The organism is Streptomyces sp. NPDC044921, from assembly GCF_056432865.1.
The window spans coordinates 475,998-488,883 of record NZ_JBWKIF010000001.1 but is presented as its reverse complement, the minus strand read 5'-3'; the positions used below and the strand labels follow the sequence as shown (position 1 = coordinate 488,883).

At 73.5% G+C, this 12,886-nt stretch carries 9 protein-coding genes; 6 read left to right on the top strand and 3 right to left on the bottom strand.

Annotated elements, in window-relative coordinates; all coding sequences use genetic code 11:
• Positions 1 to 45 precede the first annotated feature (45 nt).
• Positions 46 to 1,983, bottom strand: a complete 1,938-nt coding sequence (locus AC07DA_RS02320) for a potassium channel family protein (protein WP_479123881.1) — start codon at positions 1,981 to 1,983, stop codon at positions 46 to 48.
• Between the two features lie 334 nt (positions 1,984 to 2,317).
• Here AC07DA_RS02320 and AC07DA_RS02315 point away from each other — a divergent pair, with 334 nt between their 5' ends.
• The 4 genes from AC07DA_RS02315 to AC07DA_RS02300 all read left to right on the top strand — a co-directional run bounded on the left by AC07DA_RS02315 (position 2,318) and on the right by AC07DA_RS02300 (position 7,071).
• Positions 2,318 to 2,833, top strand: coding sequence for a hypothetical protein (locus AC07DA_RS02315; protein ID WP_479123739.1), 516 nt, complete (start codon positions 2,318 to 2,320; stop codon positions 2,831 to 2,833).
• 98 nt (positions 2,834 to 2,931) lie between these two features.
• The gene (locus AC07DA_RS02310; RefSeq protein WP_479123737.1) at positions 2,932 to 4,461 is read left to right on the top strand and encodes a flotillin family protein; all 1,530 of its coding nucleotides are present in this window, start codon (positions 2,932 to 2,934) and stop codon (positions 4,459 to 4,461) included.
• A gap of 142 nt (positions 4,462 to 4,603) precedes the next feature.
• Positions 4,604 to 5,920: a hypothetical protein gene (locus tag AC07DA_RS02305; RefSeq protein WP_479123735.1), complete on the top strand. Its 1,317-nt coding sequence runs from the start codon at positions 4,604 to 4,606 to the stop codon at positions 5,918 to 5,920.
• Positions 5,921 to 6,009: 89 nt separating this feature from the next.
• A complete protein-coding gene (locus tag AC07DA_RS02300) occupies positions 6,010 to 7,071 on the top strand; it encodes a PucR family transcriptional regulator (protein WP_479123733.1) in 1,062 nt (353 codons plus the stop codon).
• 119 nt (positions 7,072 to 7,190) lie between these two features.
• Here AC07DA_RS02300 and AC07DA_RS02295 read toward each other — a convergent pair whose 3' ends face one another.
• Positions 7,191 to 8,726, bottom strand: coding sequence for an alanine/glycine:cation symporter family protein (locus AC07DA_RS02295; protein WP_479123731.1), 1,536 nt, complete (start codon positions 8,724 to 8,726; stop codon positions 7,191 to 7,193).
• A 524-nt stretch (positions 8,727 to 9,250) separates the two neighbouring features.
• On the opposite strand from AC07DA_RS02295, the gene AC07DA_RS02290 reads away from it, so the two are divergent.
• On the top strand, positions 9,251 to 9,673 hold the full coding sequence (locus AC07DA_RS02290) for a hypothetical protein (RefSeq protein WP_479123879.1): 423 nt from the start codon (positions 9,251 to 9,253) through the stop codon (positions 9,671 to 9,673).
• A 586-nt stretch (positions 9,674 to 10,259) separates the two neighbouring features.
• Here AC07DA_RS02290 and AC07DA_RS02285 read toward each other — a convergent pair.
• Entirely contained in the window at positions 10,260 to 11,648 is a 1,389-nt protein-coding gene (locus AC07DA_RS02285; RefSeq protein ID WP_479123729.1) for a cystathionine beta-synthase, read from the bottom strand.
• 159 nt (positions 11,649 to 11,807) lie between these two features.
• Between AC07DA_RS02285 and AC07DA_RS02280 the strand changes: the two genes are divergently transcribed.
• Positions 11,808 to 12,836 (top strand): SGNH/GDSL hydrolase family protein, encoded by a 1,029-nt coding sequence (locus AC07DA_RS02280; RefSeq protein WP_479123728.1) that lies wholly within the window; start codon positions 11,808 to 11,810, stop codon positions 12,834 to 12,836.
• Positions 12,837 to 12,886: the final 50 nt, after the last annotated feature.

The following is a 12,886-nucleotide window of genomic DNA, read 5'->3' as shown; positions in this document are numbered from 1 at the left end:
GGAGGCGGGTGCTCGCCGCCGCTGCATGCGGGCAGGCGGCCGACGTCATTCCCGCACGGGACGGACGCGCCGCGCGTCGGTGGTCCGCGCCCCGAGCCGCGGGCGCCTGCCGAGGAGTTCCGCCAGGCCCTGGCGGGAGGCGGCGAGGACCACACGGTCCTCGGGGCGCAGGACGTAGCCCGGGTGGAGCTCCCACACCAGTCCGCCGGTGCGGTGTACGCCGTCGTGGGCCGGTGTGGCGGCGAGGTCGGGCAGGCGCTCCCCCGGCTCCGCCGTGTCGAGTGCCAGGACCCGCCAGGCCCCGGGGCGGAAGGACTCGGCGATGGTGCGCCCCTCCAGGTGCGGGTGCCCGGCGACGTCGAGGGCGGCGAAGAGCAGCACGCGGCGTTCGACCGGTATGGCGCCCAGGACCCGCCGGCCCATCATGGCGCCGGCGAAGGCGGGCGCCGCGAGGCTGGAGACGCTGCGGCTGCGGGTGAGGGCCCGCGGGTGGGCGGTGCGCAGGGTGCGGTGGACGACGGTGGCGAAGTCGTCGTCGTACAGCCGCAGCGCCGCCCGCAGGTCCGGTTTGACGGAACGTGCGTACAGGGCGGCTTCCAGGTTCGTCGTGTCGCTGCTGGTCAGGGCGAGCAGCGAGTGCGCGCGGTGGATCTTGGCCGCTTCGAGCACGCCTTCCTGGGTGGCGTCCCCGACAACGGTGGGCACGCGCAGGCGGCGGGCGAGCGGGATGCCGCGCGCTTCGGGGTCCTCCTCCACACACACCACGGGGATGCCGAGTTCCCGGAGCCGGGCCAGCACCCGCGTGCCGACCTTGCCGAGGCCGAGCAGGACGACGTGGCCGGACAGTCCGCGCGGCGGCCGGCGCAGTGCGGAGGCGGTGCGGAAGGTGCCGAGCGCCTCCAGGCCGGCCGCCAGCAGCACCGGCATCAGCAGCAGTCCGGCCAGACCGGCGAGGAGCTGGAGGACCTGGCGTGCCGGAGGTTCCTCCAGCGCCGGGTCGCCGATCGCGAAGAGGTCGAGCAGCGTGAGGTAGGAGGCGTGCAGCAGGCCGGCCGGGCCGGCGTGATCGCCGGCGGTCAGCCACGTCGCCACGGCCACGCCGGCGACGCTGGTGACGAGCCCGGCCAGGGACCAGCGCAGCCGGCGCGAGAAGAGGGAGCCCAGCGGCAGGCCGCGCCCCGCCAGCCGGCGCGCCGCGGAGCCGGAGGCAACGTGGGTGACGGTTTCGAGGACGACCGTGCCGCGCCCGGTGGCGGAGGCGACCGTGTCGTCGTCGGGCAGCAGGACGGGAGCCTCCCGGCCGCTGCTGTCCGAACCCTCCGCCCCGGCCGGATCGTTGGTGGTCGACGACAGCAGGGCCAGGGTGCACAGGCCGGGATCGGCGATCCGGCCGTGGCCGGGCGGGGTTCGCTCCACCGCGCGCAGCAGCAGTCCGTCGGCCTGGACGACCTTGCTGGTGCCCGCGACGGCGGTGGCCGCGAGCGCGGGGGCCGCGGTGTCGGCGTCCGACAGGACCGTCGTGGAGGTGTCCAGCGCCTCGGGGTCGAAACCCGGGACGGCGAGGGCGGCCGCCTGGTCGAGGAGTTCCTCCAGGTGCTGGCCGAGCTTGCGGTTGTAGAGCCGGATGACCAGGCGCAGCCGGGGGTTGAGGCGGCGGGCGGCCAGCGCGGCGCGGATGTTGGTCTCGTCGTCCTCGTGGACCAGCGCCATCGCGGCGGCCGTGCGCGCACCCGCCTCCGCCAGGGCGGCCTCGTCGAGTTCGGCGGCCTCGATGACGTGGGCCGTGGCCGTGCCGCCGGAACCGGTCGGGTCCGCGGCGCGGTGCATCGCGGCCTGAACCCGGCCGAGCAGGGCAGCGGCGCGCGTGCGGCCGGTCCCGGGCCGTCGTGAGGGCGGTACGACGAGGGTGACCTGCTCGCGGTACACGGTGGCCAGCTCGGCGGCCAGTCGTTCGGCCAGGGCGTCGTCACCGCACACGATCATGCGCTCCGCGCCCGGCACACCGCGTGCGGGCTGAGGGAATGTGATCACGCCGACGGCTCCTCCGGGTCGAGCGGGTGACGTGGCGCGGGCTGCCCCGCCTCCTGACATGAAGATCGCCGGCCCGGCGTCCCGGCCCAACGCGGGAACCGTACAGGGCTTCTGACGGCGCGTCACCGGGCGTCGGCGGATCCCGGGGGCGTTGACCACACGGATGTTCGGAGCACGGCATTAAAACCGCGTAAAGATTGCCGGAACCAGGCAATGCCGCCTTCCAGGCCCGCGTGTGACGATGCTGCTCACAACGGGGAAGGGCAAGGAGAGGCGGTGTGCGCGAGTGGCCTGGTTTCTGGGGCTCGGCATTGCGGGGGTCGTCCTCCTTGCCCTGTCGTTCGTCCTCGACGGCGTGGTCGAGGGACTGCTCGACGGGGTCTCGGCGCTGGACGGCGTCGTCGACGGGCTGCTGTCGCTGCCCGTGATCGCGGGGTTCGTGTCCATGCTCGGCTTCTCCGGGGCGATCGTCCTGGGGACCACCGGCTGGGGTGTGGCCGGGGCCGTGCTGGTCGGGGTGCCGGCCGGTGCCCTCACCGGCTGGATCGCCTACCGCCTGAGCCGGGCGCTGCTGCGTGACACCTCCGGGGCCGCACCGCGCGACGAGGACCTGATCGGCACGTCCGGCTCGGTGGTGACCGCGATCCCCGCGGGCGGCTACGGCGAGGTGCTGGTGCACCGGGCCGGCCAGCCGGTGAAGCTGTCGGCCAGGAGCCCGGTCGCCGTGGCGCGCGGAGCCGAGGTCTGGGTCGAGCAGACGCTGTCGCAGTCGGCCGTGTCCGTCCGTCCGGTCGAGTCCTGACCACGCTGTCGCGCCACCGGCCCGCGGGGCTTCGCACCGCCGGCTTCCACACACACGTACCGATCGCCGTCCGCAGGGAGGGCTGAGGGGACACCACCATGAGTTCTGTCGTCATCGCGGTCGCGGGAGTCGTCGTACTCCTGGTCCTGATCGCGCTGGTCGTGGTCAGCCGGTACAAGGTCGCCGGCCCGAGTGAGGCGTTCATCGTCACCGGGCGGCGCGGCAAGAAGTCCACCGACCCGGAGACCGGCCGGGTCTTCACCGACAACAGCGGCCAGAAGGTCGTGGTCGGCGGCGGGGTCTTCGTCGTGCCGTTCGTGCAGCAGAAGTTCACCCTCGACCTGTCCTCCCGCCACATCCCCGTCGCCGTGCGCGGCGCGGTCACGCTGCGCGGGGTCAAGGCCAACCTGGAGGGCGTCGCCATCGTCAAGGTCGGCGGCAGCGAGGACGCCATCCGGGCCGCCGCACAGCGCTTCCTGATGCAGCAGGACGGCATCGTCGGCTTCACCCAGGAGGTGCTCTCCGGCGCCCTGCGCGCGATCGTCGGCCGCATGTCGGTGGAGGACATCATCCGCGACCGGGCCGCCTTCGCCGGCCAGGTCGCCGAGGAGGCCGAGGCCAGCCTCTCCGGGCAGGGCCTGGTGCTGGACGCCTTCCAGATCCAGGACATCACCACCGAGGGCTCCTACCTGGAGGACCTCGGCCGGCCCGAGGCCGCCCGCGCCAAGCAGGAGGCCGACATCGCCGAGGCGGTCGCCCGGCGCGCCGCCGAACAGGCCCGGCTGAAGGCCGAGGAGGAGATCGCGGTCGCCCAGCGGACCTTCTCCCTCAAGCAGGCCGAGATCAAGGCCGAGACCGACGAGGCCGCCGCCCGCGCGGCCGCCGCCGGACCGCTCGCCGAGGCGGCCCGGCAGCAGGAGATCCTCACCCAGCAGGAGAAGGTCGCCGAGCGGCAGGCCGCGCTGACCGACCGCCAGCTCGACACGCAGGTCCGCAAGCCCGCCGACGCCCAGCGCTACGCCGCCGAACAGGAGGCCGAGGCCAAGCGGGTGGCGCGGGTCAAGCAGGCCGAGGCGGAGCGGCTGGCCGGAATCGCCGCGGCGCAGGCGGAGGCCGAGCGGTCCCGGCTGACCGGTGAGGGCGAGAAGCAGCGCCGCAGCGCGCTCGCCGACGCCCAGGCCATCGAAGGGCTCAAGCAGGGCGAGGCCGAGAAGGCCCGGCGCGCGGCCATCGCGGAAGCGGTCCGGCTGGAGGGCGAGGCCGAAGCGGCGGCGATCGGCGCCAAGGGCGCGGCCGAGGCCGAGGCGATGCAGAAGAAGGCCGACGCCTTCGCGCAGTACGGCGACGCGGCCGTGCTGCAGATGCTCGTCGAGGTGCTGCCGCAGGTGGTGGCCAAGGCGTCCGAGCCGCTGAGCGCCGTGGACAAGATGACCGTCATCTCCACCGACGGCGCGAGCCGGCTCTCCCGCACCGTCGCCGACAACGTCGCCCAGGGCGTCGAACTCCTCAGCTCCACCACCGGAGTCGACCTTGCCGAGTTGCTGAAGGGCATCACTCAGGGCCGCGGCGAGACGCAGCCCGCGACGGCGCCGGCCGCCGACGCGAACGGGAAGATCCAGATCGGCTGAGGCGGACGGAACCGGCTGAGGCGGACAGAACCGGTCGAGGGGCCCGGCGGCACCGAGCCGCCGGGCCCCTCGGCCCGTGGTGCCCCACGGCCGGACACCGTCGGCTCAGGCCGGAACACACACGACGAAACGGGGGGCCCACATGTCCGAGACACACCCCGGTACGCACGAGGCGACGGCGCTCGCGCTTCCGGCGACCGCGCGGGCGGTCGCCGGCCACCGTCGGCGGGCCGGACGCTGGGCCGCCCTCGGCGCCGTGGCCACACTCGTCGGGCTGGCCTTCGCACCGGGCGCAGACGCGACCGGCACCGGATGGCTCCGGGCACTCGCCGGGTTCTGTGTCGTGTGCGGTCCGGCCGCCACCGTCGTCGGAGCGGCGGCGCTCGTCACCTCACGCCGTATGCGCCGGGCGGTGGCGAGGCACGCGTGGAAGGCGTGCAGCGCGGTCGCGATCCCCGCGGCGGGCCAGCGGCCGCCACGCGTCGTCCTGCGCCATCCGGCGACGGACGCGCTGATCCCGCTGTCGGTGCGGACCATGGCGCCGCGCTACCACCTGGCCGACCCCGGGCCGGGGGGCGTTCTGTGGTGGGCCGGGGACCCCGCCGTCGGAGGGGTCATCGCGCCGCCGGGCGGTGAGCACCTGCTGTGGGTACGACCCACCCCGTCCGGACGCCTGCGCCGCCGCGACGCGGAGGCGGCCCTGCGGCGCGGGCTGCTGAGCGGGCCCGTGCCCCCGCAGCCGTCGGCCGGCCCGCCCCCTGGGCAGCCGGACCCGGATCCGACCTACGCGGTGCTGGCCCGGGCCGCCCACCGCCTGTGCCTCCCCGGCACCGGGGAGTCCACCGGCCGTCAGGGACCCGACGCTCGTACCGTGCCCTGGTGGCGGGTGCGTGTGCTGCTGGAGATCTCGCAGGTGCGGCCCGCCGCGGTCAGTGCGGCGTTCGCCGTCGGGGTGCTGCTGACGTGGTGGCTGTGGGGAGGGGAGCTCGACAGCTTCTCGCTCCCTCTGTTCGCCGCGGCGCTGTCGGTGTTCAACGCGTTGCGGTTCGGCAGGCGGGCGCTCCGCTCGGTGCCGGTGGCGAGGGCTTTGCACCGCGCCGCCCGAGCGCCCGTGTCCGTCCGCAAACGCTATGTCGTGCTGCCGGGCCGCGACGACGGGCTGGTCCTCGTGCTGTTCCCCCTCGCCGGCGGACCCGGGGACCTGCCGGAGGCCTGCGTCGAGGTGAATCCGCCCGGCGTTCCGGAACGCCCGTGGGAGGGCCTGCCGTCGCCGTCGGGAACCGTGGAGCTGCACGGCCGGATCGACAACGCCGCCACTGTCGTGCCCTGGATCGACGGTCGCCCGCTGTGGCCTCGCCACCCCTACGAGAAGGTGGACCTCGGCGACCGGCGACAGCGTGACCGCTTCGCCGCCCTGGTGGGACACCGGCGGCCGGAGTGTGCGGGCGGCACGCCCTGAGCCGCGGAACGGACCCGAGCGCGGATCTGCCAGTCTGGTCCGTCGTGCGCCGTGGAAGCACCGGCCGACCATGGGAATCAGGAGGACGCGTGGCACGGTCAGCGGTACCCGAGGAGTACCTGGAGGGGTACGGCCGGATCCTGGCCGACGTCTGCGCCACCGGCCGCCGTCTGACGCGGGAGGAGCTGGAGTCGCTCAGGGCCCGGGGGGAGCGGGCCGCGGAAGCGGGCCTGGGACTGCGTGCGCTGGTCCGCCGGCACCTGTCCGCGGCCCGCGACCTGTCACCCACGCTCTCCCCCGCCGGTGTCGACCACGTGCTCGCCGCCGTCGAACAGGCGGTGGACGCCTTCGCCGAGGGACACGAGCGAGCCCAGAAACTGGCCGTTCGGAAGGAGGAGGCCGCCCGGCGGGAGTTCATCGACGACCTCCTCTACGGCCGCAGCGACCTGGGCCGCCTGGCCGAACGCGCCGAGCGCTTCGGCCTGCTCCTCTCCCGTGCCCACGCGGTCGCCGTGGCGCAGGGCGACGTGCCGGTGGACGACACCCATCCGGCGACCCGGCACGTCGACAGCGCGCTGATCGCCCGCTTCGGCGAACGCCGCATCCTGCTCACCACCAAGGACGGCCGGCTGATCTGCGTCGCGCCCGGCGACCAGGACGACGTCCTGACCTACTTCGCGAAGCAGGCGCACGCGGCGACCGACGGCGGCCGGGTCGCCATCGGCCGTGCCCACCCGGGAGCGGGCGGGGTCGTCCACTCGTACGAGGAAGCCCTCAACGCCCTCGACCTGGCGGGCCGCCTGGACCTGGACGAGCCCGTGCTGCGCTCGGCCGACCTGCTGGTCTACCCGGTCCTCACGCGGGACCGGCAGGCCATGGCCGAGCTCGTGCGCAGCGTCCTCGGCCCGCTCCAGGCGGCGCGCGGCGGCGCCCAGCCCCTGCTCGACACCCTCACCGCGTACTTCGACTCCGGCTGCGTCGCCGCCGAGGCGGCACGCCGTCTGCGGCTGAGCGTGCGGGCCCTGACCTACCGTCTGGAGCGCATCCACAAGCTCACCGGCACCAACCCGGCCGACCCCCTCCACCGCTACGGCCTGCAGACCGCCGTCATCGGCGCCCGGCTGCTCGGCTGGCCCGACAGCGAACTCTGACCGCGCGGACGGGAGCCCGCCTCCAGGGGGCTGGGCTCCGGCAGGGGAACGGGCCCGTGCTCACCAAGGCGCGAGGTGTGCACGGGCCCGTTCAGGAGCCGGGCCGCCGGGGGGACGGATCAGACGGTGGTCTTCACCGACTCCTGGTCCTCGTCGTCGCCGCCGGTCTCACCGGCCTTGCGGGCGCGGACGAACTCCAGGAAGGAGTCCAGCTCGCGCTTGACCACCGGCGCCAGCAGGTAGAGACCGATGATGTTGATGACCGCGAGCATGAACAGCACCGCGTCGGCCATGTCGATCAGGGTCTGCAGCGTCAGCAGCGAGCCCGTGATCGCGAACAGCGTGTAGACGACCTTGTACGTCAGCTCGCTGGCCCTGCTGCGGCCGAAGAGGTGGGACCACGCCTTGAGGCCGTAGTAGCCCCAGGTGAGCACGGTGGACAGGGCGAACAGCAGCACCGCGACCGTGAGGATGTACGGGAACCAGGGCAGGACGGTCTCGAAGGCGTCGGAGGTGATGGTGACGCCACCGATGTCCTTGCCCTCCCGGGCCTCGGCCCAGCTGGCCGGGTTGGCGATGACGATGGTCAGAGCGGTCATCGTGCAGATGACGACGGTGTCGATGAACGGCTCCAGCAGGGCGACCAGGCCTTCGCTGGCGGGGTGCTTGGTCTTCACCGCGGAGTGGGCGATCGGGGCGGAGCCCAGACCCGCCTCGTTGGAGAACGCGGCCCGCTTGAAGCCGATGATCAGCGCGCCGAGCACACCGCCGGCCACGCCCTGCGGGTTGAAGGCGCCCTCGATGATCGTGCCGATGGCGGCCGGGACCTCGGTGACGTTGACCAGGATGACCACCAGGCAGGCCGCGATGTAGATGCCGGCCATGGCGGGCACGAGGCGGCTGGTGACGTTGGCGATGGAGCGGATGCCGCCGAGGAGCACGATGCCGACGAGCGCGGCGACGAGGATGCCGAAGAACAGCGCGCCGGCGGAGGAGCCCATCAGGCCGTCCTCGCCGCCGGTGACGGAGACCAGCTGGGCGTAGGACTGGTTGACCTGGAAGAGGTTCCCGCCGAACAGGCCGAAGAACAGGACCATGAAGGAGGCCAGGACGGCGAGGACCTTGCCGAGCTTCTTGCCGCCCGCGCCGAAGCGGTCGGCCAGGCCCTTGGGCAGGTAGTGCATCGGGCCGCCGGAGACGGTGCCGTCGGCGTGCACCTCGCGGTACTTCACGCCGAGGGTGACCTCGACGAACTTGGTGGCCATGCCGAGCAGGCCGCACAGGATCATCCAGAACGTGGCGCCGGGGCCGCCGATGGAGACCGCGACGGCCACACCGGCGATGTTGCCGAGACCGACCGTGCCCGAGACGGCGGCGGTCAGCGCCTGGAAGTGGTTGACCTCGCCCGCCGACCCCTTCTCGTCGTACCTGCCCCTGACCACGTCCACGGCGAGACGGAACTTGCGGATCTGCACGAACCCGAACCAGCCGGTGAAGACCAGGCCGGCGACTACGAGCCAGGCGACGATCAGGGGGAGGTCGGTGCCGCCGACGGGCACGGCGTAGAAGACGACCTCCCCGAGCCACTTGGCTATGGGCTCGAAGAATCCGCTGACGGCATCGTCGACGGACTGGGTGACGGAGTCGAGTGACACGTGGCTACCTCGATGGCGCGGAACCGGGACATGGGGCTCTGTGTCGCCGGTTGATGAGCGGTTGCTGAGCGAACGACGGTGTCCGATTGACGACTGTGGGCACGCGGTCCACCAACTCGGACGGTGATCACACTTGGGTCCGAGTGCCGGTGCGTACCGACTGCTCCGCACGGGGACGAGGGATGGCGTCACCTGCGGAGTTGCGCAGTTCTACCATGAGCTTTGCGCACTCTTTAGTGATGCAAGTCACATAACGGTCGGTGATCTCGCAAAGTGCCAGCGAGCGAGACCGGACCGTTATCCGGTCATCGAGATCCGTTCATCGGACACCTTTTCCGGCAGCTCCGGGGCGGCGGTTGTGCCACACCCGTGGGCCGCGGTGGGCGGACTGCCCGGTGATCAGAGGCGGCCGACCGTCCCCGGGGCCCCGGGCGGTGCCGGGACCGGCAGCCACCGGTCCGACAGGGGGGCTACCCCCAGTGCGGCCGCCGGTCCGGCTCCCTACCGTGGACGGCATGAGCGGAATGGACGCGCGGGACACCGAGCTGAAGAAGGAACTCGACGCCACGCTGCACGCCCGCAGGGAACTGGGCGAGGAGTACGAGTCGGCGCTGGTGGACTCGTTCCTGGAGAAGGTCGACCAGCGGATCGACGGGACGGTCGAGCGCCGGGTGCGCCGGCAGCTGGCCGAGCAGCAGATGCAGACGGCCCGCGACTCCCGGACGCCGAGGGCGATGGACTCCTGGGGTGAGCGCTTCGGCTTCGGGATCGTCTCCCTCGTCCTCGCGGTGCCGCTGTCCGCGATCGGCGGGGGCGTGGCCCACCTGCCCGGTCTGCTCGCCGCGTGGGCGGGCATCGTCGGCGTCAACGTCGTGCAGGCCGCCCGGACCAACCCGGGCCTGTTCGGGCGCCGCGCGTCCTCCCGCGAGGGCGGCTGGGAGGACTGAGGACGCCCCGGCGGCCAGAGCCGCCGCGCCGGCTCTCCTCCCACCCGGGCTCACACACCCCTTGTCGGCGAACTGACCCGCCCCGGCGAGGACTTCCGCAGCCTGCGGGCCGACCATCCGGCCGGAAGCTGCGACCACAGCGCGAACCATCCGCGGCACGGACGACCGCGGCCCGCAGCCCGGAACCGGGCTCGCAGACGGCCGGAGCCCCCGGCACTGCCGGGAAGCCGGGCGGCGAGCCGTACGGGCCGGGCGAGGGAGAGATGCGCGGGGACCGCCGCACCCCCGTGAACGGGGGGCGGGACGACGGCGGTCCCCGCGAAGGACGCGGACCTGGTCAGGGCCGGGCCCCCGCGTCCGTGGCGTCGGTGGAGGTCCGGGAGCCGCTCCGGAGGTCCGTGACGCCTACGGCGCCGGCCGGGGCGGGGAGCCGCTCCCGCCCTGCCGACACCCACCACTGTGCAGGCCCCGTGTTAAGCGGGTGCTGCGCGAACGTGACGCCCTCGTACCACTTCCGCGAAGTCCGCGGAGATCGCGGACGTCGCGGGTTCACCCGGTACGCGGGCCGTTCATCCGGCGTTCTCCGTCACTTCCCGCCGCGGGCGAGGAACGACAGCAGGTCCTGCCGGCTGACCACTCCGGTGGGCTTGCCCTCGACCAGGACGATCGCCGCGTCCGCCTTGCCCAGCACGGCCATCAGGTCCGCGACCGGCTCGCCGGAGCCGACCTGCGGCAGCGGGGCGGACATGTGCTTCTCCAGCGGGTCGTCCAGCGAGGCGCTCTTGCTGAACAGCGCGTCCAGCAGCTCGCGTTCGACGACGGACCCGACGACCTCGGCGGCCATCACGTCGGGGTGCCCGGCGCCCGGCTTGACGACCGGCATCTGCGAGACGCCGTACTCGCGCAGCACGTCGATGGCCTGGCCGACGGTCTCCTCCGGGTGCATGTGGACGAGGGAGGGCATGCGGTCGCCCTCCTTGTCGGCGAGGACGTCGCCGACGCGGGCGCTCGGGCCGGCGTCCTCCAGGAAGCCGTAGTCGGCCATCCACTCGTCGTTGAAGATCTTGCTGAGGTAGCCGCGGCCGCCGTCCGGCAGCAGGACCACCACGACGTCGTCCTCGCCGAGCCGCGCGGCGACCTCCAGCGCGGCCGCGACGGCCATACCGCAGGAGCCGCCGACCAGCAGGCCCTCCTCCTTGGCGAGGCGGCGGGTCATCTGGAAGGAGTCCTTGTCGGACACGGCGACGATCTCGTCCGCGACGGTGCGGTCGTAGGCGGTGGGCCAGAAGTCCTCACCGACGCCCTCGACCAGGTACGGCCGGCCGGAGCCGCCGGAGTAGACGGAGCCCTCCGGGTCGGCGCCGATGACCTTGACCCTGCCGTCGCTGGCCTCCTTGAGATAGCGGCCGGTGCCGGAGATGGTGCCGCCGGTGCCGACGCCCGCGACGAAGTGGGTGATCTTCCCCTCCGTCTGCTCCCACAGCTCGGGGCCGGTGGAGTGGTAGTGGGAGAGCGGGTTGTTGGGGTTGGAGTACTGGTCGGGCTTCCAGGCGCCCGGCGTCTCACGGACCAGCCGGTCGGAGACGTTGTAGTACGAGTCCGGGTGCTCGGGGTCCACCGCGGTGGGGCACACCACGACCTCGGCGCCGTAGGCGCGCAGCACGTTGATCTTGTCGGTGCTCACCTTGTCGGGGCACACGAAGATGCACTTGTACCCCTTCTGCTGGGCCACGATGGCGAGCCCGACGCCGGTGTTGCCGCTGGTCGGCTCGACGATCGTGCCGCCGGGCTTGAGCGCGCCGCTCTCCTCCGCCGCCTCGATCATGCGCAGGGCGATGCGGTCCTTCACCGAGCCGCCGGGGTTGAAGTACTCCACCTTGGCCAGGACGGTCGCCCTGATGCCCTTGGTCACGCTGTTGAGCCTCACCAGCGGGGTGTTGCCGACGAGACTGATCATCGAGTCGTGAAATTGCACCGTTGTCTCCGGATGCCGCAAAAGTTTCGGTCGTAGTGGTGCCGCCAGCCTATGACCTCGCCGTCGCCCGTGACGGTCGTTCACTCCCCGTTGAGATTGGGCGACGCCCTGTACGGGGCAAGCACTGGGTGTAGGGGTTCGAGGAGGTGGCGGCGACGCATGTCGAACATGTCGAGGGCGAGGGTGGCCCGGCGGATCGCGGCCGGCGCCGCGTACGGCGGCGGCGGGATCGGTCTGGCCGGGGCGGCCACCGTGGGGCTGGTGCTGGCGGAGGTGCAGCTGGCCCGGCGCCGGGTGGGCAACGGCACCTCGGGCCACGTGCCGAACGCGGACGGGCTGTACGGGCGCACCTACGCCGTCTCCTCCGAGCTGCCGCCGCTGCGGCTGACCATGCTGGGTGACTCCACGGCCGCCGGCCAGGGCGTGCACCGCGCCGGGCAGACGCCGGGCGCGCTGCTCGCCTCGGGCGTCGCGGCGCTGGCGGAGCGCCCGGTGGAGCTGCGCACGGTGGCGCTGCCGGGGGCCCGGTCGGACGACCTGGACCGCCAGGTGGCCCTGGTGCTGGCCGGTCCCGGCCCGGTGCCCGACATCTGCGTGATCATGATCGGCGCCAACGACGTCACCCACCGCATGCCCCCGACCCGCTCGGTGCGCTGCCTGGCCTCGGCGGTGCGGCGGCTGCGCACGGCGGGCGCGGAGGTCGTCGTGGGCACCTGTCCCGACCTGGGCACGATCGAGCCGGTCCGCCAGCCGCTGCGCTGGCTGGCCAGACGGGCCTCCCGCCAGCTGGCGGCCGCCCAGACGATCGGCGTGGTCGAGCAGGGCGGCCGCACGGTGTCCCTGGGCGACCTGCTGGGTCCCGAGTTCGCCGCGAACCCGCGGGAGCTGTTCGGCCCGGACAACTACCACCCGTCCGCCGAGGGCTACGCGACGGCGGCGATGGCGGTCCTGCCGACCGTGTGCGCCGCGCTGGGCCTCTGGCCGGCCGAGGAGGAGCGTCCGGACGCCTCCCGCCGCGAGGGCTTCCTGCCGGTGGCGCGGGCGGCCGCCGAGGCCGCCTCGGAGGCCGGCACGGAGGTCGCGGCGGCCCTGCCGACCGGCCCGCGCGGCCCGTGGGCCCTGCTCAAGCGCCGGCGCCGCCGGCGGGTGCCCGAGCAGGAACCGGCGCCCGCGACGCCCTCGGTCTGAGACACGGGCCCCGCGACCAAAGCAAGCGCTTGGAAACTGCGGCCAGGGTC

Bases quoted from the DNA above. Each gene is read 5' to 3' on its own strand.
- AC07DA_RS02280 (WP_479123728.1), top strand. From the start codon at position 11,808: ATGTCGAACATGTCGAGGGCGAGGGTGGCCCGGCGGATCGCGGCCGGC.
- AC07DA_RS02305 (WP_479123735.1), top strand. From the start codon at position 4,604: ATGTCCGAGACACACCCCGGTACGCACGAGGCGACGGCGCTCGCGCTT.
- AC07DA_RS02320 (WP_479123881.1), bottom strand. From the start codon at position 1,983: ATGATCGTGTGCGGTGACGACGCCCTGGCCGAACGACTGGCCGCCGAG.
- AC07DA_RS02310 (WP_479123737.1), top strand. From the start codon at position 2,932: ATGAGTTCTGTCGTCATCGCGGTCGCGGGAGTCGTCGTACTCCTGGTC.
- AC07DA_RS02290 (WP_479123879.1), top strand. From the start codon at position 9,251: ATGGACGCGCGGGACACCGAGCTGAAGAAGGAACTCGACGCCACGCTG.